General features: G+C 68.3%; 19 protein-coding genes and 1 tRNA gene. 14 read left to right on the top strand and 6 right to left on the bottom strand.

Annotated elements, in window-relative coordinates:
• Positions 1 to 38 precede the first annotated feature (38 nt).
• Positions 39 to 941, bottom strand: coding sequence for a LysR family transcriptional regulator (locus U4Y91_RS33510; RefSeq protein WP_124522172.1), 903 nt, complete (start codon positions 939 to 941; stop codon positions 39 to 41).
• Between the two features lie 177 nt (positions 942 to 1118).
• Here U4Y91_RS33510 and U4Y91_RS33505 point away from each other — a divergent pair, with 177 nt between their 5' ends.
• From U4Y91_RS33505 to U4Y91_RS33495, 3 genes are all read left to right on the top strand, one after another.
• Positions 1119 to 2873, top strand: a complete 1755-nt coding sequence (locus U4Y91_RS33505) for an acyl-CoA dehydrogenase family protein (RefSeq protein ID WP_321808658.1) — start codon at positions 1119 to 1121, stop codon at positions 2871 to 2873.
• Positions 2870 to 4099 carry a CoA transferase gene (locus U4Y91_RS33500; protein WP_321808657.1) on the top strand — a complete coding sequence of 410 codons (1230 nt, stop codon included), beginning with the start codon at positions 2870 to 2872 and terminating at the stop codon, positions 4097 to 4099. The genes U4Y91_RS33505 and U4Y91_RS33500 overlap by 4 nt, the downstream gene beginning before the upstream one ends.
• A 190-nt stretch (positions 4100 to 4289) precedes the next feature.
• Entirely contained in the window at positions 4290 to 5702 is a 1413-nt protein-coding gene (locus tag U4Y91_RS33495; RefSeq protein ID WP_321808656.1) for an MFS transporter, read from the top strand.
• 309 nt (positions 5703 to 6011) lie between these two features.
• Here U4Y91_RS33495 and U4Y91_RS33490 read toward each other — a convergent pair whose 3' ends face one another.
• Together U4Y91_RS33490 and argA are read right to left on the bottom strand one after the other, a co-directional pair.
• Positions 6012 to 6287: an oxidative damage protection protein gene (locus U4Y91_RS33490; protein ID WP_006478357.1), complete on the bottom strand. Its 276-nt coding sequence runs from the start codon at positions 6285 to 6287 to the stop codon at positions 6012 to 6014.
• A gap of 49 nt (positions 6288 to 6336) precedes the next feature.
• Positions 6337 to 7716: an amino-acid N-acetyltransferase gene (gene argA, locus U4Y91_RS33485; protein WP_321808655.1), complete on the bottom strand. Its 1380-nt coding sequence runs from the start codon at positions 7714 to 7716 to the stop codon at positions 6337 to 6339.
• A 23-nt stretch (positions 7717 to 7739) separates the two neighbouring features.
• Between argA and hrpA the strand changes: the two genes are divergently transcribed.
• The 5 genes from hrpA (at position 7740) to U4Y91_RS33460 (ending at position 15859) form a co-directional block, all read left to right on the top strand.
• Positions 7740 to 11948 carry an ATP-dependent RNA helicase HrpA gene (gene hrpA / locus U4Y91_RS33480; RefSeq protein WP_321808654.1) on the top strand — a complete coding sequence of 1403 codons (4209 nt, stop codon included), beginning with the start codon at positions 7740 to 7742 and terminating at the stop codon, positions 11946 to 11948.
• A gap of 179 nt (positions 11949 to 12127) precedes the next feature.
• A complete protein-coding gene (locus U4Y91_RS33475) occupies positions 12128 to 13117 on the top strand; it encodes a beta-propeller fold lactonase family protein (protein WP_321808653.1) in 990 nt (329 codons plus the stop codon).
• Positions 13118 to 13133: 16 nt separating this feature from the next.
• The gene (locus tag U4Y91_RS33470; RefSeq protein ID WP_321808652.1) at positions 13134 to 14108 is read left to right on the top strand and encodes a sterol desaturase family protein; all 975 of its coding nucleotides are present in this window, start codon (positions 13134 to 13136) and stop codon (positions 14106 to 14108) included.
• A 111-nt stretch (positions 14109 to 14219) separates the two neighbouring features.
• Positions 14220 to 15047: an EI24 domain-containing protein gene (locus U4Y91_RS33465; protein WP_321808651.1), complete on the top strand. Its 828-nt coding sequence runs from the start codon at positions 14220 to 14222 to the stop codon at positions 15045 to 15047.
• Complete coding sequence (locus U4Y91_RS33460; protein ID WP_257771812.1) at positions 15044 to 15859, top strand: competence/damage-inducible protein A; 816 nt, start codon at positions 15044 to 15046, stop codon at positions 15857 to 15859. Before U4Y91_RS33465 ends, U4Y91_RS33460 begins: the two co-directional genes overlap by 4 nt.
• 147 nt (positions 15860 to 16006) lie before the next feature.
• Here U4Y91_RS33460 and U4Y91_RS33455 read toward each other — a convergent pair whose 3' ends face one another.
• Positions 16007 to 16471 carry a rhodanese-like domain-containing protein gene (locus tag U4Y91_RS33455; protein ID WP_321808650.1) on the bottom strand — a complete coding sequence of 155 codons (465 nt, stop codon included), beginning with the start codon at positions 16469 to 16471 and terminating at the stop codon, positions 16007 to 16009.
• A 405-nt stretch (positions 16472 to 16876) separates the two neighbouring features.
• Between U4Y91_RS33455 and glnA the strand changes: the two genes are divergently transcribed.
• The 4 genes from glnA to U4Y91_RS33435 all read left to right on the top strand — a co-directional run bounded on the left by glnA (position 16877) and on the right by U4Y91_RS33435 (position 23364).
• Complete coding sequence (glnA, locus tag U4Y91_RS33450) at positions 16877 to 18292, top strand: type I glutamate--ammonia ligase (RefSeq protein ID WP_124557653.1); 1416 nt, start codon at positions 16877 to 16879, stop codon at positions 18290 to 18292.
• 161 nt (positions 18293 to 18453) lie between these two features.
• Positions 18454 to 19596 (top strand): nitrogen regulation protein NR(II), encoded by a 1143-nt coding sequence (gene glnL, locus U4Y91_RS33445; RefSeq protein WP_321808649.1) that lies wholly within the window; start codon positions 18454 to 18456, stop codon positions 19594 to 19596.
• Between the two features lie 46 nt (positions 19597 to 19642).
• On the top strand, positions 19643 to 21166 hold the full coding sequence (gene ntrC, locus U4Y91_RS33440; RefSeq protein WP_321808648.1) for a nitrogen regulation protein NR(I): 1524 nt from the start codon (positions 19643 to 19645) through the stop codon (positions 21164 to 21166).
• Between the two features lie 80 nt (positions 21167 to 21246).
• The gene (locus U4Y91_RS33435; RefSeq protein ID WP_321808647.1) at positions 21247 to 23364 is read left to right on the top strand and encodes a prolyl oligopeptidase family serine peptidase; all 2118 of its coding nucleotides are present in this window, start codon (positions 21247 to 21249) and stop codon (positions 23362 to 23364) included.
• A gap of 25 nt (positions 23365 to 23389) precedes the next feature.
• On the opposite strand, the gene xth is transcribed toward U4Y91_RS33435, so the two are convergent.
• Positions 23390 to 24166 carry an exodeoxyribonuclease III gene (gene xth, locus U4Y91_RS33430; protein ID WP_321808646.1) on the bottom strand — a complete coding sequence of 259 codons (777 nt, stop codon included), beginning with the start codon at positions 24164 to 24166 and terminating at the stop codon, positions 23390 to 23392.
• 181 nt (positions 24167 to 24347) lie between these two features.
• Between xth and U4Y91_RS33425 the strand changes: the two genes are divergently transcribed.
• A tRNA-Met gene (locus tag U4Y91_RS33425) sits at positions 24348 to 24424 on the top strand.
• Positions 24425 to 24506: 82 nt separating this feature from the next.
• Here the strand turns inward: U4Y91_RS33425 and U4Y91_RS33420 are convergent.
• Entirely contained in the window at positions 24507 to 25199 is a 693-nt protein-coding gene (locus U4Y91_RS33420) for an aspartate/glutamate racemase family protein (RefSeq protein ID WP_321808645.1), read from the bottom strand.
• Between the two features lie 200 nt (positions 25200 to 25399).
• Here U4Y91_RS33420 and dinB point away from each other — a divergent pair, with 200 nt between their 5' ends.
• Complete coding sequence (dinB, locus tag U4Y91_RS33415; RefSeq protein WP_321808644.1) at positions 25400 to 26788, top strand: DNA polymerase IV; 1389 nt, start codon at positions 25400 to 25402, stop codon at positions 26786 to 26788.
• Positions 26789 to 26809: the final 21 nt, after the last annotated feature.

Below are 26809 nucleotides of genomic sequence, written 5' to 3'. Positions count from 1 at the left end.
CGGCGCGAAATGCCGGCGCGAAATGCGGGCGCGCCGGCTCAGCCCGCGAGTGCGGGCAGCGCGTCGATCGATGCGCGCACGTAGTCGGCGAAGCGCAGCGCGACCGGTTCGGCGGTGCCGCTGCGCTTCAGTTCGAGCGTGCGCGATTCGAGTGACGCATCCTTCAGCGGCCGGAACGCGAGCCGGTCGCTCTTCACCTGCTGCAGCACGCGCGGCACCAGCGCGATGCCCATGCCGAACTCGATCATCGACAGGATCGTCTGCCACAGCCGCGCCTCGTGACGGATCAGCGGGCTGAATCCCGCGTTCACGCATTGCGCGATGATCAGGTCGTGATAGTGCGGCGCCGCGTCGCGCGGAAACAGGATGAACGGTTCCTCGGCCAGCGTGGCGAGCGCGACCTGACGGCGCCGCGCGAGCGGATGCGCGGCCGGCAGGCAGCAGACGAACGGTTCCGCGTAGACGGGCGCCGATTCGACCTCGGGCGGGCAGTGGCCCCAGTGCGCGTAGCCGAGATCGATCTGGCCGCGCTGGATCGCCTGCACCTGCGCCTGCGTGTTCATCTCGCTCAGCACGATCTCGACGCCCGGGTAATCGGCCTCGAAGCGCCGCACCGCATCGGGCAGCCCGCGATACAGCATCGAATGGACGAAGCCGATCCGCAGCCGGCCCGCGAGGCCGGACGCCGAGCGCACCGTGAGGCGCTCGGCCTCGGCCGCCTGCAGCAGCAGCCGGCGCGCTTCGCCGAGCAGCACTGCGCCTGCGTTGGTCAGCGCGACCGTCTTGTTGGTGCGCGAAAAGAGCTGCACGCCGAGCGCGTCCTCGAACTTGCGGATGTCGAAGCTCAACGCCGGCTGCGAGATGAACAGGCGCTTCGCCGCGCGCCCGAAATGCAGTTCCTCGGCGACCGCCACGAAGTAGCGCAACTGCCTCAGTTCCATGCTGTCTCCTTCCCGCATCGGCGTCGATAAGCGTTGTCTATCGTACCGGATAAATCCTGTATTGGACGCTTATCGATCGCGCGCCTACGCTCTGCTGAACGCCTGGCATCAGCCGGCCGCGCCGCCCGCCACGGCGCGGGCGCCGGCCGGCAGCCGGGCCACCCTGGAGACGCATGCATGAACGACACCACTCGCACGCCGGACACCGGCACGGCCAACAACATCCCCGATAGCCGAGGCATCAATTTCTTCACGGCCGATCCCGATCTCGGCGCGTTGCTGAAACTGCATCTGGGCGCAGCACGCTACGCGGAACTCGAACCGCAGCTGTTGACGCTCGGCGCGCGCGTGTCGGGCGAACTCGACGAATGGGCGTCGCGCGCGGACAAGCACCCGCCCGTGCTCGAGCACCGCAACCGGCGCGGCGAAGCCGTGCAGCGAATCGACAAGGACCCGGCATACATCGCGCTCGAACGCGTCGCGTATGCGGAACTCGGGCTTGCGTCGCTGAGCCACCAGCCCGAGGCGGTCGCGCCGCTCGTCAAGTACGCTTTGACGTTCCTGTTCGTGCAGGCCGAATTCGGGCTGTGCTGCCCGGTCAGCATGACCGATTCGCTGACGCGCACGCTGCGCCGCTTCGGCGACCCGGCACTCGTCGAGCGCTATCTGCCGATGCTCGCATCGCGCGATTTCGACACGCTGTTCCAGGGCGCGATGTTCATGACCGAACAGGCGGCCGGCTCCGACGTTGGCCGCATCGCGACGCGCGCGGTGCGCGAAGCCGACGCGCAGGGCGAGGCGGTGTGGCACCTGTACGGCGACAAGTGGTTTTGCTCGAACGCGGACGCCGATCTGGCGATGGTGCTCGCGCGGCCCGACGGCGCGCCGGACGGCATCAAGGGGCTCGCATTGTTCCTGCTGCCGAAGACGCTGCCGGACGGCACGCGCAACCGCTACCGGATCGTGCGGCTGAAAGACAAGCTCGGCAGCCGTTCGATGGCGAGCGGCGAGATCGCGCTCGAAGGCGCGCAGGCTTGGCTGATCGGCGAGATCGGCCGCGGCTTTCACCAGATGGCGGACATGATCAACATGTCGCGGCTGTCGAACGGCGTGCGCGCGGCGGGCCTGATGCGGCGCGCGCTGAACGAGTCGCTGCACGTGGCCGCCCACCGCGCCGCATTCGGCCGCAAGCTGATCGAGATGCCGCTGATGCAGCGCCAGCTGATGAAGATGCTGCTGCCCGCCGAGGCCGCACGCGCGATGTTCATGCAGATCGCGCTGCTGCTGCCGCAGGCCGATGCGGGCGACGAGCAGGCCGCGTGCTGCGTGCGCATCCTGACGCCGCTGATCAAGTTCCGCGCGTGCCGCGACGCACGCCGTGTGACGGGCGACGCGATGGAGGTGCGCGGCGGCACCGGCTACATCGAGGAATGGAGCGATGCGCGCCTCGTGCGCGATGCGCATCTCGGCTCGATCTGGGAGGGCACCAGCAACATCGTCGCGCTCGACGTCGCGCGCGCCGCGCAGCGCGAGCAGGCGCTCGATGCGCTGCGCACGTTCCTCGGCGACCGGCTCGGCGCGGCGCCGCTGCCCGACGCGAGCCGCGCGGCACTGCGGCGCATTCTCGCGCGCGCGTGCGATGCGCTCGACCGGGTCGCGGCGGAAGGCGACGACGCGCGCGTGCGGCAGGCCGCGTCGGCGCTGTACTACGCGAGCGCGGCCGTGCTGATGGCATGCGAGGGCGCGCAGCTCGCGCCCGATTACCGGCGCCTCGCGCTCGCGCACCTGATCGTGCGTCACAAGCTGTTGCCGGTCGATCCGCTCGCGCCGGCGTCGCGCGACGACGAGGCAGCGGCGTTCGATGCATTGCTGCGCGGCACGCCGGTACCGCTCGACATGGCGCTCGACCTGCTGCCGGAGGTCGAACGATGAGCACGACGGAAGCGATGAATGCGACCAACGCGACACGCGGCGCACTGGACGGCCTGAAGGTCGTCGACCTGAGCCGCGTGCTCGGCGGCCCGTACTGCACGCAGGCGCTCGCCGACCACGGCGCGACGGTGATCAAGATCGAGCCGCCCGACGGCGACGAGACGCGCGGCTGGGGGCCGCCGTTCCTCGGCGACACAGCGTGGTACTTCATGGGCGTGAACCGCAACAAGGAGGGCGTCGCGCTCGACCTGTCCCGCGACGAAGGGCGCGCGATCCTGTGGCGCCTGCTCGAGAGCGCCGACGTGCTCGTCGAGAACTTCAAGCCGGGCACGCTCGCGCGCTGGGGCATGGATTACGCGCGCGACCTGCAGCCGCGTTTCCCGCGCCTGATCCACTGCGCGGTGACGGGCTTCGGCGACGACGGCCCGCTCGGCGGGCTGCCCGGCTACGACGCGGTGATCCAGGCGATGGCCGGGTTGATGAGCGTGAACGGCGAGCGCGACGGCGACGCGACGCGCATCGGCCTGCCGATCGTCGACATGGTCACCGGGCTCAACGCGCTTGCCGGCATCCTGCTCGCGCTCGCGGAGCGCGAGCAGAGCGGGCAGGGCCAGTCGATCGACATCGCGCTGTACGACTGCGGCGTGTCGCTGCTGCATCCGCACCTGCCGAACTTCTTCGGCTCGGGGCGCGTGCCCGAGCGCAGCGGCAACGCGCATCCGAACATCGCGCCGTACGACAGCTATCGCACGGCCACCGTGCCGATCTTCCTCGCGGTCGGCAACGACCGGCAGTTCGCGCGGCTCGTCGCGCATCTCGGCGCGCCGGCGCTCGCCGGCGATCCGCGCTTCGTCGACAACCGCAGCCGCTGCGCGCACCGGCCCGAACTGAAGGCCGAACTCGAGGCTCGGCTCACCGCGCATCCGTGCGAGCCGCTGGCGCGCGACCTGATGGCGGCGGGCGTGCCGTGCGGGCCGGTGCGTACGGTCGCCGACGTCGCGCGTGACCCGCATGCGCTGCACCGCGAGTTGTTCGTCGAGATCGGCGCGTATCGCGGCACCGCATCGCCGGTGAAGCTGTCGCGCACGCCGGCGACCTATCGTTCGCCGCCGCCCGCGCTCGGCCGCGACACGCGCGCGGTGCTCGACCGCCTCGGCGTCGATCCCGCGCTCCAGCAGCAGCTGCTCGACGCGGGCGTGCTGAAGGTCGCGCCGGACCCGACGTGACCGGACGAGTGGCCCTGCAGGTGAGCGACCTGGACCGACAGATCGCGACGTAAAGCGACGTGGGGCAGCGTAAAGCAGCCCCGCGTCGAGCAATCGCTCGTAACGCAACCCCGCCAGCCGGCGGCGCAAGGCCGGCCATCCGGCAACGCGCGCGACAGTCGCACCGCCGATCACAAACATGGAGACATCGATGAGCCGTCCGCAATCCCCGTCCGCCGCGCAGCCGCGTCCGGGCCGTGCCGCCCTCGCGGCGTTCGTCGGCACCACGATCGAGTGGTACGACTTCTACATCTACGGCACCGCCGCCGCGCTCGTGTTCGGCAAGGTGTTCTTTTCGAGCACGATGGATCCCGGCGTCGCGACGCTGCTCGCGTTCGTCACGTTCTGGGCCGGCTTCGCCGCGCGGCCGCTCGGCGGCATCGTGTTCGGGCATCTCGGCGATCGCGTCGGCCGCAAGACCGCGCTCGTGATCACGCTGGTGATGATGGGGCTTGCCACGACCGGCATCGGCCTGTTGCCCGGCTATGCGTCGATCGGCGTGTGGGCGCCCGCGGGCCTCGTCGTGCTGCGCGTGCTGCAGGGCATCGCGGTCGGCGGCGAGTGGGGCGGCGCGGTGCTGATCGCGAGCGAGAACGCGCCGAAGCATCGCAGCATCCTGTATGCGGCGTTCGCGCAGCAGGGTTCGCCCACCGGCAACCTGCTCGCCACCGCCGCCTTCTTCGCGCTGAGCGCGCTGCCGACGCCGTCGTTCCTGATGTGGGGCTGGCGCATTCCGTTCCTGCTGTCGGCGGTGCTCGTGATCATCGGGATGGTGATCCGGCTGCGGCTCGAGGAATCGATCGACATGCAGCGCGTGCTCGCGCGCAAGCGCACGGTGAAGCTGCCGCTGCGCGACGTCGTGCGCGACCACTGGCCCGTCGTGCTGCTCGCGGCCGGCACGCTGCCGGTGATCAACGTCACGTATTTCCGCAGCACGTTCGCGCTGTCGTGGGCAACCAGGGAGCTCGGCTATGCGCAGGGCACGTTCCTCGGCATCCTGTCGATCTCGCTCGTCGTGCAGTTCCTGATGCAGCCGGTCGGCGCGTGGTTCGTGTCGAAAGTCGACATGCGGCGCGCGATGTGCTGGATCCTGATCCCGGAGATCGTGCTGATGCCGGTGATGTTCCATGCGCTCGCGACGCGTTCGTACTGGGTCGCCGTCGCGGGCATGTGCATCTCGACGATTCCGTCGGCGATGTTCTACGGTGCGGTCGGCGGCGTGCTCGCGCGCGTGTTTCCAGCCAACATCCGCTATACGGGCCTGTCGCTCGCGTACCAGCTGAGCGCGCTCGTCGTCGGCGGCGGCACGCCGGTGCTCGCGCAGGCGATCCTGAACGCGACCGGCAGCATCGTCGGCGTCGCAATCGCGTCGGGGTTGTACGCGCTCGTGTCGCTCGCGTGCATGCTCGCGCTGCTGAATCGCACCGGCTACCGCGCGGACGAGCTGTCGACGGCCGAGCGCAGCGATGCGGCCGAGTGGGGCACCGAAGGCGCGAGCGCTGAAAGTCCGGCCGGCGAGACCGCGCAGCCGGGCGACCGCGGTGCGTTGAAACCGGCGGGGTGAGCCGGGGAGGCCGGCGTGATTCGGCACGCTGGCGATTCGGTAATTCGGTAATTCGGTAATTCGGTAATTCGGTAATTCGGTAATTCGGTAATTCGGTAATTCGGTGAGGCGGTAATTCGGCGCTCCGGAGGCATCGCGCTCCGGAGGCATCGCGCGCCGGACGGATCGTGCGTCGCGTGGCCTTGACTCGCGCCAAATCACGCGTCCCAAAAGCAAACGGCACCGTGCGATACACGGTGCCGTTTGCTTTGCGTTGCTTCGCGCGAGGCCGGCGCGGCCGGCCTGGCCCGGACGATTCGCCGCGCGGCTTCAGCCTTCCGTCGGCGGCACGTAGCCGGACGCCTGGTCGGCGCCGTCGCCGAAGAAATACTTCTCGGTCTGCTTCATCAGGTACTGGCGCGCGCGCGGGTCGGCCATGTTCAGGCGGTTCTCGTTGATCAGCATCGTCTGCTGCTTGAGCCAGCCTTGCCACGCTTCCTTCGACACGCTTTCGTAGATGCGCTTGCCGAGTTCGCCCGGCAGCGGCGGGAAATCGAGACCCTCGGCTTCCTTGCCGAGCTTCGCGCATTGGATCATTCGAGCCATCGTGTACTTCTCCTGTAATCGGTCTGGGGGAGGGCAGTCGTGCCTGCGCTCAGAGCTGCTTCATCAGCACGAGCGACTTGCGCTGCCAGTTGTAGAGTTTGCGGCGGTCTTCCGGCAGGTCGTCGACGCTGACCTTGACGAAGCCGCGCTTGAGGAACCAGTGCTCGGTGCGCGTCGTGAGCACGAAGATGTGCGTGAGGCCGCGCGCCCGGGCGCGCTGCTCGATGCGCTTGAGCAGGCGTTCGCCGTCGCCCGAGCCCTGCGCTTCCGGCGCGACCGTCAGGCACGCCATCTCGCCGATCTTTTCCTGCTGGTACGGATACAGCGCCGCGCAGCCGAACAGCACGCCATCGTGCTCGATCACCGAGAAGTGGTCGATGTCGCGTTCGATCTGGTGGCGGCCGCGCCGCACCAGCGTGCCGTCCGACTCGAGCGGCTCGATCAGCGACAGGATGCCGCCGACGTCGTCCGGCGTCGCTTCGCGCAGGCTTTCGAGGTTCTCGTACGAGATCATCGTGCCGACGCCGTCGTGCAGGAACAGCTCGAGCAGCATGCTGCCGTCGAGCGACTGCGGAATCAGGTGGGCCCGGGTCACGCCGCCGCGACACGCGCGGATCGAGTGCTTCAGGAAGAACGCGTCGTCGCCCTGGACGTTGCCGGAATCGAGCAGCTCGGCGGCCGCGTCGAGCGACATTTCGCGGATCAGCCCGCCTTCGTCGTCGACGATGCCGGGCGCTTCGGTCAGGAAGATGATCTTGTCGGCGCGCAGCGCGATCGCGGCGGCCGATGCGACGTCTTCCATCGACAGGTTGAACGCCTCGCCGGTCGGCGAGAAGCCGAGCGGCGACAGCAGCACGAGCTTGCGGCTCGCGAGCGAATGACGGATCGATTCGGCGTCGATCTTGCGCACGATGCCCGTGTGCGCGAAATCGACCCCGTCGAGAATCCCCACCGGCCGCGCGGTCACGAAGTTGCCGGACACGACGCTGATGTGCGCGTGCGCCATCGGCGAGTTCGGCAGACCCTGGCTGATCGCGGCCTCGATGTCGAGACGCACTTCGCCGGCCGCTTCCTTCGCGGATTCGAGCGCGCGCGCATCGGTGATGCGCAGCCCGTGCGAAAACTCGGATTCGACACCATGCAGGCTCAGCTGCTCCTCGACCTGCGGCCGCGAGCCGTGCACCAGCACGATCTGGATGCCCATCGCCTGCAAGAGCGCGATGTCGGACACGAGCGCGTTCAGCAGCCCCTGCTGCACCACCTCGCCGCCGAACCCCACGACGAACGTGCTGTTGCGGAACTTGTGGATATAGGGCGCGACGGAACGCATCCAGTCGACGAACTGCGCGTGGCTGGCGGCCGAATCGTCGGCGGCCGGCGGCGTCGCGGCGCCGGTCTGGGCGGGAGGGAGGTCGGTTTGGGAATTCATGGGCGGGATTATAATGCGCCCCCATGTCGAATGTACCTAAAAGTCCCGCGCCGACGCGGGCCAAAGCGCCGTCGGCGAAGCACCCGGATGGTGCGGCCGATGCGCGTCAGCAGCAGGGCCAGCCGCCGCGCCAGCAGCAGGAAAAGCCGGCGGGCAAGCCGGCCCACGCGCCGCGCGGCGACGAACGGCGTGGCGATGCGCGCCAGCCGTCCGCGAAGGGCGCACCGCAGGCCACCGGCGAGCGCGCTCCGCGCCGCGAGCGTCCGCCGCGCGCCACCGTCCCGCCGAATCCCGTTCCGCCGATCACTTACCCCGAAAGCCTGCCCGTGTCGGGCAAGCGCGACGAAATCGCGCGCGCGATCGCCGGTCATCAGGTTGTCATCGTCTGCGGCGAGACGGGTTCGGGCAAGACCACGCAGTTGCCGAAGATCTGTCTCGATCTCGGCCGCGGCCTCGGCGCCGGCGGCACGGGCCTGATCGGCCATACGCAGCCGCGGCGCCTGGCCGCATCATCGACCGGCCGCCGGATCGCCGAGGAACTCGGCACGCCGTTCGGCGAGGTGGTCGGCTACAAGGTGCGCTTTACCGACAATCTCGCGCCGGGCGCATCCGTCAAGCTGATGACGGACGGCATCCTGCTCGCCGAGACGCAGACCGATCCGCTGCTGAAGGCGTACGACACGCTGATCATCGACGAGGCGCACGAGCGCAGCCTGAACATCGACTTCCTGCTCGGCTACCTGAAGGAGATCCTGCCGCGGCGGCCCGACCTGAAGCTGATCGTCACGTCCGCGACGATCGACGCCGACCGCTTCGCGCGCCATTTCGGCACCGACGAGCGCCCGGCACCCGTGATCGAGGTGAGCGGGCGGCTGTATCCGGTCGAGATGCGCTATCGGCCGGTAGCCGAAGATCGGCCGGCCGTGAAGAATGCGGAAGGTACGGGCGGCCGCGATCGCGTGAAGACCGCGCGCGAGGCCGAGCGCGACCTGATGGACGCGATCGTCGACGCGGTCGACGAACTGTGCCGCGAAGGCCCCGGCGACGTGCTGGTGTTCCTGCCCGGCGAGCGCGAGATCCGCGAGGCGGCCGAGGCGTTGCGCAAGCACCACCCGCCGCACACCGAGATCCTGCCGCTGTTCGCGCGGCTGTCGGCGGCCGACCAGGACAAGGTGTTCAAGGCGTCGAACGCGCGCCGCATCGTGCTCGCGACCAACGTGGCCGAAACCTCGCTGACGGTGCCGGGCATCCGCTACGTCGTCGACACCGGCCTCGCGCGCGTGAAGCGCTATTCGTACCGGAACAAGGTCGAGCAGCTGCAGGTCGAGTCGATCTCGCAGGCCGCCGCGAACCAGCGCGCGGGCCGCTGCGGCCGGGTGGCCGACGGCGTCTGCATCCGCTTGTACGAGGAAAGCGACTACCAGGCGCGCGCGCGCTTCACCGATCCCGAAATCCTGCGCTCGTCGCTCGCGTCGGTGATCCTGCGGATGAAATCGCTGCACCTGACGGCGATCGAATCGTTCCCGTTCCTCGAGCCGCCGCCCGGCCGCGCGATCGCGGACGGCTACCAGCTGCTCAACGAACTCGGCGCGGTCGACGACGACAACGCGCTGACGCCGCTCGGCCGCGAACTCGCGCGGCTGCCGCTCGACCCGCGCGTCGGCCGGATGATTCTCGCCGCGCGCGACCAGCAGTCGCTGCGCGAGGTGCTGATCATCGCGAGCGCGCTGTCCGTGCAGGACCCGCGCGACCGGCCGATCGAAGCGCAGGAGCAGGCCGACCAGGCGCACCGCCGGTTCGCCGACGAGCGCTCCGAATTCCTGCAGTGGCTGAAGATCTGGGCGTGGTTCGAAGAGGCCGTCGCGCACAAGAAGTCGAACCGCCAGCTGATCGACGCGTGCCGGCAGAACTTCCTGTCGCACCTGCGGCTGCGCGAATGGCGCGACGTCCATTCGCAGCTGCTGACGGTCGTGCGCGAGCACGGCTGGCGTCTGAACGAGGTCGAGGCGACCTACGAACAGGTGCATCTGGCCCTGTTGACGGGCCTGCTCGGCAACCTCGGGATGAAGGCCGACGACGATCCGCACTACCTCGGCGCGCGCGGCATCAAGTTCTACCTGTGGCCGGGCTCCGCGCTCGCGAAGAAGGCCGGCCGCTGGGTGATGGCGGCCGAACTCGTCGAGACGAGCCGGCTGTATGCGCGCTGCCTGGCGAAGATCGAGCCGGAGTGGGTCGAGAAGATCGGCGCCCACCTGCTGAAGAAATCGCTGTCGGAGCCGCATTGGGAAAAGCGTCCCGCGCAGGTCAGCGCGTTCGAGCGCGCGACGCTGTACGGGCTGCCGATCTACCACCGCCGGCGCGTCGCGTTCGGCCAGCAGGATCCGGCGCGGGCGCGCGAGCTGTTCATCCGCGGCGCGCTGGTCGAAGGCGAATTCGACACGAAGCTGCCGTTCTTCGCGCACAACCGCAAGCTGCTCGCCGACATCGAGCAGCTCGAGCACAAGTCGCGCCGGCAGGACGTGCTGGTCGACGACGAGCTGATCTACGCGTACTACGACCAGGCGATCCCGGAAGGAATTCACACGGGCGTCGCGTTCGAGCGCTGGTATCGGGACGAAGTGAAGCAGGGCGGCCAGGCGGAAGACAAGCAGCGCCTGCTGTACCTGTCGCGCGACGACCTGATGCGCCACGAGGCGGCTGGCGTGACGACCGAGCTGTTTCCGAAGCGCGCGACGATGGCCGGCGTCGAGATGGCGCTGACCTACCATTTCGAACCCGGCACGCCGCGCGACGGCGTGACGCTCGCGGTGCCGCTCTATGCGCTGAACCAGGTCGACGCGCGCCGCTGCGAATGGCTCGTGCCGGGGATGCTGAAGGAAAAGGTGCAGCTGCTGCTGAAGTCGCTGCCGCAGAAGCTGCGCCGGCATTGCGTGCCGCTGCCCGAGTACGCGGCCGGCTTCGTCGAGCGCACGGGCCGCGAGCGCTTCGGCGCGGGCGGCCTCGTCGAGGCGCTGATTGCCGACGTGCGCGGCGAGACGCAGGTCGCGATGAAGACGGCCGACTTCAAGCTCGAGACGCTGCCCGCGCACCTGTTCATGAACTTCAAGGTGATCGACGAGCACGGCCGCCAGCTCGCGATGGGGCGCAATCTCGCGCAACTGCGCCAGGAACTCGGCGCGCAGGCGCAGCAACAGTTCCAGAAGATCGCGGCGGCGTCGACGATCGCGCCCGGCGGCGGCGAAGCCGGCGCGGACGACGCAGGCACCACGCCGGCGCCGGCCGCCACAGCGGGTTCCGCGGCTTCGGCGGCGAAGGGCGGCAAGCCGGGCAAGGGCGTCGCACCGCACACGGCCGCCCCGGCGGAAGCCGGCGCGACCGCGCTGTACGAGAACCTGACGACGTGGAACTTCGGCAAGCTCCCCGAGCTGCTGGAGATCCGCCGCCGCGGCCAGACGCTGTACGGCTATCCGGCGCTCGTCGATCGCGGCACGCATTGCGACGTCGAGGTGTTCGACTCGCCGGAGGAGGCCGCGCGGATCCACCGGGCCGGCTTGCGGCGGCTGTTCGCGCTGCAGTTGAAGGAGCCGATCAAGTTCCTCGAGAAGAACCTGCCGGGGCTGCGCGAGATGGCGATGCAGTACATGTCGCTCGGCACGCAGGACGAGCTGCGCGACCAGCTGATCGACACGGCGCTCGACCGCGCGTGCCTGCAGGATCCGCTGCCCGACGACGACGCGAGCTTCCACGCGCGCCGCGACGAAGGCCGCAGCCGCCTGAACCTGCTCGCGCAGGAGATCGCGCGGCTCGTCGGGCAGATCCTCGCCGAGTACGCGGGGCTCGCGAAGAAGCTCGCGCAGGCGAAGCCGTTCGCGCAGGCCCACGCGGATCTGCAGCAGCAGCTCGCCGCGCTGGTCGGCAAGCGCTTCGTGATCGACACGCCTTACGTGCAGCTTGCACACTTCCCGCGCTACCTGAAGGGCATCGCGCTGCGGATCGACAAGCTGAAGGCCGACCCGGCGCGCGACGCGAAGCAGTCCGGCGAGCTGCTGCCGCTCGTTCAGCAGTACCAGCGCGCGGTGTCGCAGCGCGGCGGCGTCGCCGACCCGCGGCTCGCGGAATTCCGCTGGCTGCTGGAGGAACTGCGAATTTCGCTGTTCGCGCAGGAACTGCGCACGCCGATGCCTGTCTCTGTCAAGCGTCTGCACAAGGTCTGGGAGTCGATGCAGCGCTAGCGCAACGGCGGTTGTCCGGGCCCGCACCGGCTGCCGGCCCGGCCGGGCGCGCGGCGCCTGCCGCGGCGGGCCGCATGGCGGCCGCGGCGTGCGTCGAAGTGGCGCAAGGCCGACTCTCGTCAACCGGCAGGGCCGGTCGAGCGTTTTACAATGACTGCTGTTCCACGACGTGAGTCTTCATGCGCACTTTCCTTTCCTTCGGCCGCACGCTTGCGCTGGCCGCCGCCGTGCTGGCGCCCGCCGCGCACGCGAATAACGTGATCATCCTCAATTCGGCCGAAGCGACGCTTTCCCTGATCGACCAGCAGACCCGCCAGGTCGTCGGCACGATGCCGACCGGCAAGGAGCCGCACCACCTGATGGCGACGCCGGACAATTCGTCGCTGATCGTCGCGAATTCGGTCTCGAACAGCCTGATGTTCGTCGATCCGAAGACGGGCAAGCTGCAGCGCACCGTCGAAGGCATCGAGGATCCGTACCAGCTCGGCTTCTCGCCCGACAACAAGTGGTTCGTGTCGACCGGGCTGCGCCTCGACCGGCTCGACATCTACAGCTACGACGGCCGCGACCTGCATCTCGTGAAGCGCTTGCCGCTCGCGGTGATGCCGAGCCACATCGCGTTCACGAAAGACAGCAAGACCGTGCTCGTGTCGCTGCAGGTGTCCGGCGAGATCGCGGCGGTCGACCTCGCGACGCAGACGGTCAAGTGGAAGATGCCGGTCGGCAACGTGCCGGCGGGCCTGTGGATGACGCCGGACGACAAATACCTGCTGGTCGGCATGACGGGCGCCGATTACGTCGCGGTCGTCGACTGGCGCAATCAGAAGGTCGTGAAGACCATCCAGACCGGCAAGGGCGCGCACAACTTCCGCTCGCTCGCCGACGGCACGCACGTCGCGATCACGAACCGGGTCGCGAACACGATCAGCATCATCGACGAGATCTCGCTCACCAAAGTCGGCGACATCACCGGCCTGTTGCCGGGCCCGGACGACATGGAGCTGTCCGCCGACAAGAAGACGCTGTGGGTGACGTTCCGCTTCGCGAAGAAGGTCGGGATCATCGATCTGGCGTCGCGCAAGCTGGTGCAGACGATCTCCGTCGGCCGTTCGCCGCACGGCATCTACTTCTACGACCGCGCGCCGTGGAAGGCTGCGAACGGCGCGTGACGGGCGGAGGCGGACGATGCTGCACCTGATCGATGCGTTCGTGTCGGACATCCAGACCTGGCTGTACGTCGACGTCGTGCAGCCGCTCCTCTTCAAGTTCAACCTGATGGACTATGACGAGGACACCTACGACGCGCTGTACTGGGTGATCATCGGCGCGCTCCAGATGGTGCTGATGTTCGCGCTGCTGCGCCCGCTCGAGGCGCTCGCGCCCGTCGAGCGCTGGAAGAACCGCCGCGCGGTGCGGGTCGACGTGATCTATACCGCGATCTCGAAGCTCGGCATCTACACGCTGTTCTTCTTCTTCGCGCTGCAGCCGGTGTTCGACAACTTCCAGGCGTGGCTGCGAATGCACGGCGTTGCGAACGTCAATCTCGACTATCTGTGGCCGGGCGTGACCTCGCAGCCGATCGTCGCGTTCGCGATCTACCTTGTCGTACTCGACTTCGCCGGCTACTGGTATCACCGCTGGCAGCACAAGTTCGGCATCTGGTGGGAGCTGCACGCGGTGCATCACAGCCAGCGGCAGATGTCGTTGTGGTGCGACGACCGCAACCACCTGCTCGACGACGTGCTGCAATCGTGCTTCTTTGCGGCGATCGCACTCGTGATCGGCGTGACGCCGTCGCAGTTCGTCGTGCTGACCGCGGTCACGAACTTCATGCAGAGCATCCAGCATACGAATGCGCGGCTGTCGTTCGGCTGGCTCGGCGAGCGCCTGCTCGTGAGCCCGACCTTCCACCGGCGCCACCACGCGGTCGGCTACGGCCACGAAGGCACCAAGTACGGCTGCAACTTCGGCGTGCTGTTCCCGTGGTGGGACATGATGTTCGGCACCGCGTCGTGGAACCGCACGGTCGAGCCGACCGGCATCCGCGAGCAGGTCGAAGGCGTGTCCTACGGCGAAGGCTTCTGGGCGCAGCACGGCCTCGCGTTCGTGCGGATCTTCCGGCGCCTCGTTCCCGCGAAGCGCGGCGCGGCGTCCGCCTGAGCGCGTCACTTTCCCGTTGAACGGCTTTCCCGCACGGCCCGCATGCGCTTTGGCGCATGCGGGCCGTGTGGTTTATCCTTTTCCCGTTTTTCATCGTCGATACAGGTTCGCATGAACGACTTGCTGCGCTCCTTCGTCCGGGCGTTCGCCAGCGCGCTGCACCCGCGCATGCTGTGGCTCACCCTGATGCCGTTCGTCGTCTCCGCGCTGCTGTGGGGCGTCGTGCTGTGGTTCTCGTGGCAGACGCTGATCGACGCCGCGCGCGGCGCGCTCGACGGCTTCGTGCTGACCGCCGCGCTGTACCGCGCGTTCGACGCGCTCGGGATGTCGCAGCTGCATGCGGTCGTCGCGCCGTTCGTCGTCGTGTCGCTCGCGATTCCGCTGATCGTGCTGACCGTGCTGCTGCTGATCGCGACGATCTCGATGCCGGTCGTGATCAGGCACCTGTCGAACCGGCAGTTCGCCGCGCTGGAGGCGAAGCGGGGCGGCACGTTCTTCGGCAGCGTGTTCAATTCGCTCGGCGCCGCGATCGTGGGCGTCGTGCTGCTCGTCGTCACGATTCCGCTGTGGCTGATCCCGCCGTTCTTCGCGCTGTTGCCGCCGGTGATCTGGGGCTGGCTCACGTACCGCGTGATGACCTACGACGCGCTCGCGCAGCACGCGAGCCGTGACGAACGCCGCGCGCTCGTGCGCCAGCATCGCTGGCCGCTGATCGGCATCGGCGTCGCGACCGGGCTGCTCGGCACCGTGCCGACCTTCGTGTGGGTGTCGTCGGTCTGGATGATGGTGCTGTTTCCGTTCGTGGCGGCGGCCATGATCTGGGTTTACGCTTTCATCCTCGTCTTCTCGGCGCTGTGGTTCGGGCACTATTGCCTGCGCGCGCTGGACGACCTGCGCGCGAAGTCGCGCGCCACCGCAATCGACATGGGGCAGGCATGAGCATCGGCATCATCATCATCGGCGACGAAATCCTTTCGGGCCGCCGGCAGGACAAGCACCTGGCGAAGGTCATCGAACTGCTCGGCGCGCGCGGCCTCGCGCTCGACTGGGCCGAATACGTCGGCGACGATCCGGCGCGGATCACTGCGACGCTCGCGCGCGCGATCGCGTCGGGCGACATCGTGTTCTCCACGGGCGGGATCGGCGCGACACCGGACGACCACACGCGCCAGTGCGCGGCCGCCGCGCTCGGCGTGCCGCTCGCGCTGCATCCGGAAGCGAAGGCGCTGATCTCGGAGCGCATTCGTGAGACGCACACCGATGCGGCCACGCCGGTCGACTTCGAATCGCCGGAAAACCAGCACCGCTTCAACATGGGCGTGTTTCCGGCGGGCGCGACGATCATCCCGAACGGCTATAACCGGATTCCCGGTTTCTCGGTCGGCGATCTCCATTTCGTGCCGGGCTTCCCGGTGATGGCGTGGCCGATGATCGAATGGGTGCTCGACACGAAATACGAGCATCTGCATCACGCGACGCCGCACGCGGAGCGCTCGCTGTACGTGTTCGAACTGCCGGAGTCGACGCTCACGCCGCTGATGGAGAAGATCGAGCGCGATTTCCCGAGTGTGCGCGTGTTCAGCCTGCCGAGCGTCGGCGATGCCGAGCGCGGCGGGATCTATGCGCGCCGGCATATCGACCTCGGCGTGAAGGGCGAGCCGGAGGCGGTCGCGGCCGCATTCGTGAAGCTGCGCGAAGGCGTGCACCTGCTCGGCGGCGACGTGGTCGAACCGGAGGCGCCGCGCGCCTGAAGGCCTGAAGGCCGCGCGCATCGATCGCGCATGCGGGCCGTGGAACGGCCGCACAAAAACCACGGGCCGCGCAACGCGGCCCGTCATCGGGATGTCATCGCCCGGCTCGACGATGTGGCAGTCGGGCGTGCCTGGGCGGATGCGCCGTCAGGCGCCGATCCACGGCAGTTTTCGGAAGCACCAGCCGTCGACCGTCTTGCGATGGCCTTCGGCATCCTTGCCGCCCTCGAAGCCTTCGAGCAGGTCGAAGGCCTTCGTGAAGCCGGCCTGCGTCGACGCGACCGCGGCGAGCTTCGAGCGCGCGGCGCTGCGGCACAGGAACAGGATGGGTGTGTCGGCCGGGAGGGCCGCTTTCAGTTGATCGACGAATTCGGCGTTCGGCACGCCGCCCGGATAGCGCGTCCATTCGAGGTGCAGGTACTGGCCGTCGCCGACGAGCGGGCGGCCGATCCAGTCGAGCTCGGCGCGGGTGCGCACGTCGACGAGGCGCGCCGACGGGTCGAGCTGCAGCAGTTCGAACGCCTCGACCGGCAGCAGGGCGCCGGCATAGTTGAGCGCGCCTTGGGCGCGGCGTTCTTCGGCCTTCGCGTAAAGCTGGTCGAGCGTACTCATGGCAGGAGGTCTCCGTATCGGTCAAACGAACATTCTAGCGCGGCGGCGCCGCGCGGATGTCCGCGTGCCCGGTGGCGCATGCACCGCCCACGCGCTCACCAAAAGAGTGCAGAATGGCACGAATGCACCAGAATGATTCGGTGTCGCCGTCGCTTCCTCGAGATTGCACCGCTGCGGTGCGAGTGTGCCGCCGTCGGTGCGGTGCCCGGCCCCGGAATCGCGCAGCCAGGCCCCGCTACGGCGCGGGTCGGCGTGATTCGCGTCGGTTTTGCGATGGTTGGCACGGAAGCTGCTATATAGAATTCGGTCGACCCGGGGCACGCTGCGCCAAAGCCAGACTCCGGGCAGCTCGATAAACGAGGCGGTTCCCAGTCCGCCGGAATTGTTCAATCAGGAGAAGAGGTTATGAGTAAAACCGTCGCCGACGTCATGCAGCTCGTGAAGGACGAGGACGTCAAGTTTGTCGATTTCCGCTTCACGGATACGCGCGGCAAGGAACAGCACGTGTCGGTGCCGGTTTCGGCGTTTGACGAAGACAAGTTCGAAAGCGGCCATGCATTCGACGGCTCGTCGATCGCCGGCTGGAAGGGCATCGAGGCGTCGGACATGCTGCTCATGCCGGACCCGAGCGCCGCATTCGTCGACCCGTTCTATGAAGAGTCGACCCTCGTGCTGACCTGCGACGTGGTCGAGCCGGCCGACGGCAAGGGCTACGAGCGCGACCCGCGTTCGCTCGCGAAGCGCGGCGAAGCGTACCTGAAGAGCACGGGCATCGGCGATACCGCGTACTTCGGTCCGGAACCGGAATTCTTCATTTTCGACTCGGTCCAGTGGAACACGGACATGTCGGGCTGCTTCGTGAAGATCAACTCGGAAGAAGCACCGTGGTCGGCTGGCAAGGAGTTCGAAGGCGGCAACACGGGCCACCGTCCGGGCACGAAGGGCGGCTACTTCCCGGTCGCGCCGGTCGACACGTTCCAGGACATCCGTTCGGAAATGTGCCTGCTGCTCGAACAGCTCGGCATCCCGGTCGAAGTGCACCACCACGAAGTGGCTGGCCAGGGCCAGAACGAAATCGGCACGAAGTTCTCGACGCTGGTGCAGCGCGCCGACTGGACGCAATGGTCGAAGTACATCATCCACAACGTCGCGCACTCGTACGGCAAGACGGCGACGTTCATGCCGAAGCCGGTCGTCGGCGACAACGGTTCGGGCATGCACGTTCACCAGTCGATCTGGAAGGACGGCCAGAACCTGTTCGCGGGCAACGGCTACGCGGGCCTGTCGGAACTGGCGCTGTTCTACATCGGCGGCATCATCAAGCACGCCCGTGCGCTGAACGCGATCACGAACCCGACGACGAACTCGTACAAGCGTCTGGTCCCGCACTTCGAAGCACCGGTCAAGCTCGCGTACTCGGCACGCAACCGTTCGGCATCGATCCGCATTCCGCACGTGTCGAACCCGAAGGGTCGCCGTATCGAAACGCGCTTCCCGGATCCGATGGCGAACCCGTACCTGTGCTTCACGGCGCTGATGATGGCCGGCCTCGACGGGATCCAGAACAAGATCCATCCGGGCGAAGCGGCGGACAAGAACCTGTACGACCTGCCGCCGGAAGAGGATGCAAAGATCCCGACCGTCTGCGCAGGCCTCGACCAGGCACTGGAAGCGCTCGACAAGGATCGCGAGTTCCTGACGCGCGGTGGCGTGTTCACCGACGGCATGATCGACGCGTACCTCGCGCTGAAGGAGCAGGAGCTGGCGAAGTTCCGCATGACGACGCATCCGATCGAGTTCGAGATGTACTACTCGCTGTAATCGGCGATGGCGCTTCGATTCAGCGCCGTCATGCCGGTTCGTTCCCGTCGCGCGGCCTGCGGCGGGAACCGCGGAGTCTGAAGGGGGACGGCGTCCAGCCGTCCCTTTTTTGTTCCGAAAATTTCCAATTTCCGACCCGGTAACGCGCGACGACACGCACGATGGCTCTGAAGAATCTCATCAAGGCGAAGACGGGGCAGCCCGAGCGACTGACGGAAGACGAGCGGCTCGCGCGCTCGGGCCTGCTTGCGGGGCTGGAAGCGCTGCCGACGGTCGTGATCGTGCTCGACCGCAAGACGCTGCGGGTCGCGTTCGCGAACCCGTCCGCGGAGGCGATGCTCGACATCTCGCGCCGGCAGCTCGCGCAGCGTCCGTGGGGCGAGATTTTCCCGAATGCGAACGAACTCGCGTCGACGATCACCGCGATCGGCGAGGAGCGCTTTCACGCGACGCATCTCGATACCGTGCTCGACCGGCCCGGCCGCGAGCCGCTGCACGTGCATGCGATCGTCGGCTTCCTCGAGACCGCGCCCGATTTCGTGCTCGTCGAGCTGTTCGAGAACGAACGGCAGTCGCGCACCGATCGCGAGGAGCGCATTCACGACCTGACCGCGGTCAACAAGCAACTGATCCGCAACCTCGCGCACGAGATCAAGAACCCGCTCGGCGGCATTCGCGGCGCAGCCCAGCTGCTCGAATTCGAACTGAGCGAGCGCGAGCGCGGCGAGTTGCGCGAATACACGCAGGTGATCATCAAGGAGTCCGACCGCCTGCAGACGCTCGTCGACCGATTGCTGGAGCCGCACCGGCATCCGCACATCGTCGGCGACGTGAACATTCATGAAGTGTGCGAACGCGTGCGCGCGGTGATGCTCGCGGAATTTCCGCGCGGGCTCACCATCGAGCGCGACTACGACGTGAGCGTGCCGGACCTGCGCGGCGACAAGGAGCAACTGATCCAGGCGCTGCTGAACATCGTGCGCAACGCGGCGCAGGCGCTGCGCGAGCGGATCGCGCAGGGCGATGCGAAGATCGAGCTGCGCACGCGCATCGCGCGCAAGGTGACGATCGCGAAGCGCCTGTACAAGCTGGCACTGGACTTGCACGTGGTCGACAACGGGCCCGGCATTCCGGAGGAGATCCGCGACCGGATCTTCTACCCGCTCGTGTCCGGGCGCGACGACGGCAGCGGCCTCGGCCTCACGCTCGCGCAGACGTTCGTGCAGCAGCACGACGGGATGATCGAGGTCGAGAGCCGGCCCGGTCGTACCGAATTTCAGATCCTGCTGCCGCTCGATCATTGAGCGGCGGCATGGCGATTCACCGGATTCACCCATACCTGACCGACCTATGAAGCCGATCTGGATAGTAGACGACGATCAATCGATCCGCTGGGTGCTCGAAAAGGCACTCGCCCGGGACAGCTTCGCGACGAAGAGCTTCGCGAACGTGCGCGACGCGCTGGCCGCGCTCGACCACGAGACGCCGCAGGTGCTCGTGTCCGACATCCGGATGCCGGGCGGCTCCGGCCTCGAGCTATTGCAGGCGATGCACGAGCGCCTGCCGGGCCTGCCCGTCATCATCATGACGGCGTTCTCCGATCTCGACAGCGCCGTCGCGGCGTTTCAGGGCGGCGCGTTCGAATATCTCGCGAAGCCGTTCGACGTCGACAAGGCGGTCGAGCTGATCCGCCGCGCGGTCGAGGAGAGCCTGCGCGGCGGCGCGCCGCAGGACGAGCGTGTGGCCGAAGCGCCCGAGATGCTCGGCCAGGCGCCCGCGATGCAGGACATGTTCCGCGCGATCGGCCGCCTGTCGCACTCGGCCGCGACCGTGCTGATCACCGGCGAGTCGGGCACCGGCAAGGAGCTCGTCGCGCGGGCGCTGCACCGTCACAGCCCGCGCGCGAACGGGCCGTTCATCGCGCTGAACACCGCGGCGATTCCGAAGGACCTGCTCGAATCCGAGCTGTTCGGCCATGAGCGCGGCGCGTTCACCGGCGCGCAGACGACGCGCCAGGGCCGCTTCGAGCAGGCCGAGAACGGCACGCTGTTCCTCGACGAAATCGGCGACATGCCGTTCGACCTGCAGACGCGCCTGCTGCGCGTGCTGTCGGACGGCCAGTTCTATCGGGTCGGCGGCCACAACCCGCTGCGTGCGAACGTGCGCGTGATCGCCGCGACGCACCAGAATCTCGAGTCGCGCGTGCGGCAGGGGCTGTTCCGCGAGGACCTTTACCACCGGCTCAACGTGATCCGGCTGCGGCTGCCGCCGCTGCGTGAACGCAGCGAGGACATCGCGCTGCTCACGCGCCACTTCCTGCAGAAGAGCGCGCGCGATCTCGGCGTCGAGCCGAAGCGCGTGTCCGACGAAGCGCTCGCGTATCTGACGTCGCTCACGTTTCCCGGCAACGTGCGCCAGCTCGAGAACCTCGCGAACTGGCTGACCGTGATGGCGCCCGCGCAGACGGTCGAGATCAAGGACCTGCCGCCCGACCTCGTGCCGGCAGGCGCGCCGGTGACGGCGACGGCCGACGGCGTGGATGCGCACGCCGGCACCGGCGTGGGCGGTGGCGACATCGCACGCGTGCAGCCGGCGGCGGGTGCGCCGTTGACGGCTGCGCCCGTCGCGGCCGCGCCGAACGGCGCGCCGGCCGGCTATCCGATGTGGGAAAGCGGGCTGCGCACGGAAGTCGCGCGGCTGTTGCGCGAGAATTCGGCCGACGTGATGGACGAGCTCGCGCGCCGCTTCGAGGCGGCCGTGATCCGCGAGGCGCTCGATTTCACGCGCGGCCGCAAGGTCGAGGCGGCGGAACGGCTCGGCATCGGCCGCAACACGATCACGCGCAAGATCCAGGAACTGCATCTGGAGCCGTAAGCCTCTGTCGCGGCATGCGCGTGCGTCGCGCATGCCGCGATCGGACATAATCGCGGTTTGCCGTCACGTGCGCTCCCGTCATGTCCGATTCCTTCCGCTGGCCCGCCGGGGCCGATCCCTTCCGTTTTCTCGAAGCGCTCGACAGCAAGCGTGCCCGTGCGTGGGTCGACGAGCAGAACGCGCGCACGCGGGTCGCGCTGCGCGACGACGATGCGTATCGCGCGTTGACCGCGCGGCTCGCGCAGGCGTATCTGCCGCGCGAACGCCCGGTGATTCCGACCCGCTGGCGCGACTGGGCGTACGACCTGTGGCAGGACGATCTCCATCCGAAGGGACTGTGGCGCCGCGCGCGCTGGGACGACTGGCGCGCGGGCCGGCCCGAGTGGGAAACGCTGCTCGACGTCGACGCGCTCGGCGCGCAAGAGGGCGAGTCGTGGGTGTTCGAGCAGGACGCGATCCTGTACCCGGACGGCGACCGCGCGCTGCTGTCGTTGTCGCCGGGCGGCGCCGACGCGGTCGTCGTGCGCGAATTCGACCTCGTGCAGCGCCGTTTCGTCGACGGCGGCTTCACGATCGACGTGCCCGGGAATCACACGGTCGGCTGGATCGACCGCGATACCGTCTACGTGAGCTGGGATCGCGGCGAGGCTTATACGACCGCCGCCGGCTATCCGTACGATGCGCGCCGCTGGGTACGCGGCACGCCGCTCGCCGATGCGCCGGTGGTGTTCCGCGGCGAACCCGACGACATCAGCGCGGGCGCGGGGTTCGATCCGATCGACGGCCGCCACGTCGCGTGGCGCAGTGTCGATTTCTTCGACGCGCATGCATACCGGCTGACCGACGCGGGCGAGTGGGCGCGCTACGACGTGCCGACGCATGTCGACGTCGGTTTCTGGGAAGGCTGGCTGATGCTGGAGCCGCGGCTCGACTGGGACTGCGGCGGCGTGCGTCACGCGGGCGGCTCGCTGCTCGCGATCCGCGAGCAGGCGTTCCTCGCCGGGGCGCGCGAGCTCACGACGCTGTTCGAGCCGCGACCGACGACGTCCGCTTGCACGTGGACGCACACGCGCACGCTGCTGATCGCGAGCTGGCTCGACGACGTGCACAACCGCACGATGCTGTGGCAGCCGCGCCAGGGTGAGGACGGCGCATGGACGTGGGACGCGCGGCCGTTCGAATGGCCGGGCGACGCGCAGATCGACGTCGAGCCGGTCGAGTCGACGCTGAACGACGACGTGTACGTGGACGTCGATACCTATCTCGATCCGCCCGAATGCTGGCTCGCCGATCTGGCCGATCGCGCGGCCGATGCGCCGTCGCGCCGCGTGCTGCTCGACCGGCCGCCGGTGCGGTTCGATGCGGCCGGGCTCGTCGTGCGTCGCGCGAATGCCCGCTCGCGCGACGGCACGGTCGTGCCGTACACGCTGATCGGGCCGCGTGACGCGCTCGATGGCCTGGCGCATCCCGACGGCAGCGCCCGCGTCGCGCGGCCGTGCCTGCTGTCAGGCTATGGCGGCTTCGCGATTCCGAACCTGCCGGGCTACAGCGATGCACTCGGCATCGCATGGCTCGAACGCGGCGGCGTCGCGGCGTTCGCGCACATCCGCGGCGGCGGCGAATTCGGACCGGGCTGGCACGTCGACGCGCAACGCGAGCATCGGCAGCGCTCGTTCGACGACTTCATCGCGGTGGCCGAGGACCTGATCCGCACCGGCGTGACGACGGCCGCGCAACTCGGCATCGAGGGCGGCAGCAACGGCGGACTGCTGGTCGGCGCATGCATGGTGCAGCGTCCGGAACTGTTCGGCGCGGTGCTGTGCCGCGTACCGTTGCTCGACATGCGGCGCTATCCGAAGCTGCACGCGGGCGCCGCGTGGCTCGACGAGTACGGCGATCCGGACGATGCGCGCGAGGGCGCGGCGCTCGCCGCCTACTCGCCGTATCACCGCGTGCGAGAAGGCGTTGCGTATCCGCCGCTGCTGCTGACGACGTCGACGCGCGACGACCGCGTGCATCCCGCGCATGCGCGCAAGATGGCCGCGCGCATGCATGCGCTCGGACACGAACGGGTGTGGTACTGGGAGAACACCGACGGCGGCCACGGCAGCGCCGACGATCTGGAGCGTGCCGAATCCGATGCGGCGGAATTCGGCTTCCTGTGGGCGCATCTCGGGCCCGCGCCGGCGCGCGGTTGAGCGCAGGCGCGAGCGGGCAGGGCGTTCAGCTGACGACCGCGATGACGGGCGTGTGGTCGGACGGCTGTTCCCACGTGCGCGGCACGCGATCGACCTCGCACGACGTGCAGGTTTCGGCGAGCGCCGGCGACAGCAGGATGTGGTCGATGCGCAGCCCCGCGTTGCGGCGGAACGCGAACATCCGGTAGTCCCACCACGTGAAGGTCTTCTCGGGCTGCTCGAAGCGGCGGAACGCATCGACGAAGCCGAGTTCGATCAGCTTCGCGAAGTGCGCGCGCTCCTGCGGCGACACGAGGTTCTGGCCTTCCCATTTCGCCGGGTCGTGCACGTCGCGGTCTTCCGGCGCGATGTTGTAGTCGCCGAGCAGCGCGAGCTTCGGGTAGCGCTGCATCTCGGTGCCCAGCCACGCCTGCAGTGCGTCGAGCCACTGCATCTTGTAGACGAACTTGTCGGAGTCGGGTGCCTGGCCGTTCGGGAAATACGCGGACACGATGCGCACGCCTTCGACCGTTACGGCGACCACGCGTTGCTGTGCGTCGTCGAAGCCGGGGATGTTGCGCACGACGTCCGATTCGTCGACGGCGAGCGTGTCGCGCGCGAGGATCGCGACGCCGTTGTAGGTCTTCTGGCCCGCGAACCAGCTGCGGTAGCCGATCGCTTCGAGATCGGCGCGCGGATATTTCTCGTCCGGCAGCTTCAGTTCCTGCAGGCACAGCACGTCGGTTCCGCTTTGCGCGAGCCAGTCGAGCACGTGCTGCTTGCGGACGTTGAGCGAGTTGACGTTCCAGGTGGCGATTTTCATGAACGGGAATGCGTGCGGGGTGAATGCGAAGGCCGCCATCTTACCGCGAGCACGGGGCGCGAACGCGCGCGACACACGATGCGAAGCCGGTGCCGTGCGTCGCGATATCTGCGGCCTGAGAAGAATTTGTGACAAAAGTGTTGACGTGAGTGCTTCATCACCCTATAATTTATTTCTCTGACGCGGGGTGGAGCAGTCTGGCAGCTCGTCGGGCTCATAACCCGAAGGTCGTAGGTTCAAATCCTACCCCCGCAACCAAGCACACCAGACGATGTGCAGCGCAAGTGACCGATGCGCGCTTCGTCGACAGGAACCCGGCCCCGTGCCGGGTTTTTTGTTTTCAGCCCGCCGCCCACTCGACCGCCGCCTTCGCATGCAGCGCGGTCGTATCGAACACCGGCAGCGGCACATCGTCCGCGCCGATCAGCAGCGTGATTTCCGTACAGCCGAGTATCACCGCCTGCGCGCCGCGTTTCGCCAGTTCCTCGATGATCGACACGTAGGTCGCGCGCGACCCGGCATCGATCACGCCATGACACAGCTCGTCGTAGATGATCCGGTGCACGTCGTTGCGCGCGGATTCGTCCGGCACCAGCACGTCGAGGCCGAACTTGTCGCGCAGGCGCTCCGCATAGAACGGCAGCTCCATCGTGTAGCGCGTGCCGAGCAGCGCCACGCGCTCGACGCCCGCGGCGCGCAGCGCGGCGCCGGTCGGATCGGCGATGTGCAGGAACGGCAGCGATACGGCAGCCTCGATCGCGCCGTGCACGCGGTGCATCGTGTTGGTCGTCAGCACGACGAGATCGGCGCCGGCCGCTTCGAGCCGACGCGCGGCATCGGCCATCCGTTCGCCGAGCGCGGCCCAGTCCTGCGCGCGCTGCAGCGCTTCGATCTCCGCGAAATCCACCGTGACCAGCACGCTCTTCGCGTTGTGATGACCGCCGTGCAGCGCCTTCGAATGGCGATTGATCATCCGGTAGTACTCGGCCGACGATTCCCAGCTCATCCCGCCGATGAGTCCGATCGTTTTCATCCGTCACCTGTGCGTTTCATATGTCGTGGCAGACGAGTATAGGGGCCGGCCCGGGCGCGCGGCGGTACGATCCGCGCGAAGCGGACCGGTACGGCATTGCCGGTCGGAGGTGGCCGGCGAGCGGCGGGGCGATCCGAGGCGTTCCGGCTGCGCCGGGCGTCGGCCGAACGCGGCAGCACGCGACAGTTGAAACGGGCACTGTGTTTTTGTACAGTATCGGCACCGTGAATCCGACCATCATCCCGCCTGCCGATCCGCGCGGGTCGCCGCCCGGCGACGCGCCGTCGCGCGTGCGCAAGATCATCCACTGCGACTGCGACTGCTTTTACGCGTCGGTCGAGATGCGCGACGACCCGTCGCTGCGCAACCGGCCGCTCGCCGTCGGCGGCCGGCCCGACCAGCGCGGCGTGATCGCGACCTGCAACTACGAGGCGCGGCGCTACGGCGTGCATTCCGCGATGTCGTCGGCGCTCGCGATGCGCAAGTGTCCGGACCTGCTGATCCTGCCGTCCGCGATGGACAAGTACCGCGCGGCGTCGCGGCAGATCATGGCGATCTATCGCGACTACACGCACGACGTCGAGCCGCTGTCGCTCGACGAGGCGTACCTCGACGTCAGCGGTTCGCAGCTGTGCCAGGGCAGCGCCACGCTGATTGCGCGGGAGATTCGCCAGCGCGTGTACGACACGGTCGGCGTGACGGTGTCGGCGGGTGTCGCACCGAACAAGTTCATCGCGAAGATCGCGTCCGACTGGAACAAGCCCGACGGCCTGTTCGTCGTGCGCCCGCATGAAGTCGATGCGTTCGTCGCGGCGCTGCCGGTGCGCAAGCTGCACGGCGTCGGCCAGGTGACGGCCGCGCGGCTCGACCGGCTCGGCATCCAGACCTGCGCGCAGTTGCGCGGCTGGTCGCTGATCGACCTGCATCGCGAGTTCGGCGCGTTCGGCCGGCGGCTGTACCAGCTCGCGCGCGGAATCGACGAGCGGCCGGTGCGGGCCGACCAGGAGCGCAAGTCGGTCAGCGTCGAGACGACCTACGTGACCGACCTGACGACGCTCGAGCAATGCGCGGACGAGATCCGCCGCCTCGTCGTGCAGCTCGACGCGCGGATCGCGCGCGCGGGCGCGGCCCGCACGATCCGCAAGCTCTACGTGAAGATCCGCTTCGCCGATTTTCAGCGTACGACGGTCGAGTGCGTGGCCGACGCGACGAATGCGCAGACGGCCGTCACGCTGCTCGCGAAGGGGCTGCAACGGCGCGCGCAGGCCGTGCGGCTGCTCGGCGTCGGCGTGCGCATCGACGAGGACACGGCCGAGCGTCACGGGCAATTCTCGCTGTTCGATGACGAAGCTGACGATGCGGACGAGGGGGCTGATCCTGACGCCGCTGCCGCTGCCGCTGCCGCTGCCGCTGCCGCTGCCAACGCCAACGCCAACGCCAACGCCAACGCCAACGCCAACGCCAACGCCAACGCCAACGCGGCAACCGACGCGAACGACGCGAACCACGCGAACCACGCGAACCACGCGAACCACGCGAACGGGGCAACCGACGCAACCGACGCCAACACCGACTCCCCCGCGCCATGAAAAAAGGCACCGCCGCAGCGA

This window comes from Burkholderia sp. BCC1993 (genome assembly GCF_905339865.1).
Lineage (GTDB): Bacteria > Pseudomonadota > Gammaproteobacteria > Burkholderiales > Burkholderiaceae > Burkholderia.
The sequence above is the reverse complement of the archived record's forward strand: the minus strand, read 5'-3'. Positions and strand labels throughout refer to the sequence as shown.

Bases quoted from the DNA above. Each gene is read 5' to 3' on its own strand.
- U4Y91_RS33420 (WP_321808645.1), bottom strand. From the start codon at position 25,199: ATGAAAACGATCGGACTCATCGGCGGGATGAGCTGGGAATCGTCGGCC.
- U4Y91_RS33500 (WP_321808657.1), top strand. From the start codon at position 2,870: ATGAGCACGACGGAAGCGATGAATGCGACCAACGCGACACGCGGCGCA.
- U4Y91_RS33460 (WP_257771812.1), top strand. From the start codon at position 15,044: ATGAGCATCGGCATCATCATCATCGGCGACGAAATCCTTTCGGGCCGC.
- U4Y91_RS33475 (WP_321808653.1), top strand. From the start codon at position 12,128: ATGCGCACTTTCCTTTCCTTCGGCCGCACGCTTGCGCTGGCCGCCGCC.
- U4Y91_RS33495 (WP_321808656.1), top strand. From the start codon at position 4,290: ATGAGCCGTCCGCAATCCCCGTCCGCCGCGCAGCCGCGTCCGGGCCGT.
- U4Y91_RS33455 (WP_321808650.1), bottom strand. From the start codon at position 16,471: ATGAGTACGCTCGACCAGCTTTACGCGAAGGCCGAAGAACGCCGCGCC.
- xth (WP_321808646.1), bottom strand. From the start codon at position 24,166: ATGAAAATCGCCACCTGGAACGTCAACTCGCTCAACGTCCGCAAGCAG.
- glnL (WP_321808649.1), top strand. From the start codon at position 18,454: ATGGCTCTGAAGAATCTCATCAAGGCGAAGACGGGGCAGCCCGAGCGA.
- U4Y91_RS33490 (WP_006478357.1), bottom strand. From the start codon at position 6,287: ATGGCTCGAATGATCCAATGCGCGAAGCTCGGCAAGGAAGCCGAGGGT.
- U4Y91_RS33510 (WP_124522172.1), bottom strand. From the start codon at position 941: ATGGAACTGAGGCAGTTGCGCTACTTCGTGGCGGTCGCCGAGGAACTG.
- ntrC (WP_321808648.1), top strand. From the start codon at position 19,643: ATGAAGCCGATCTGGATAGTAGACGACGATCAATCGATCCGCTGGGTG.
- U4Y91_RS33465 (WP_321808651.1), top strand. From the start codon at position 14,220: ATGAACGACTTGCTGCGCTCCTTCGTCCGGGCGTTCGCCAGCGCGCTG.
- argA (WP_321808655.1), bottom strand. From the start codon at position 7,716: ATGAATTCCCAAACCGACCTCCCTCCCGCCCAGACCGGCGCCGCGACG.
- U4Y91_RS33505 (WP_321808658.1), top strand. From the start codon at position 1,119: ATGAACGACACCACTCGCACGCCGGACACCGGCACGGCCAACAACATC.
- U4Y91_RS33470 (WP_321808652.1), top strand. From the start codon at position 13,134: ATGCTGCACCTGATCGATGCGTTCGTGTCGGACATCCAGACCTGGCTG.
- hrpA (WP_321808654.1), top strand. From the start codon at position 7,740: ATGTCGAATGTACCTAAAAGTCCCGCGCCGACGCGGGCCAAAGCGCCG.
- U4Y91_RS33435 (WP_321808647.1), top strand. From the start codon at position 21,247: ATGTCCGATTCCTTCCGCTGGCCCGCCGGGGCCGATCCCTTCCGTTTT.
- glnA (WP_124557653.1), top strand. From the start codon at position 16,877: ATGAGTAAAACCGTCGCCGACGTCATGCAGCTCGTGAAGGACGAGGAC.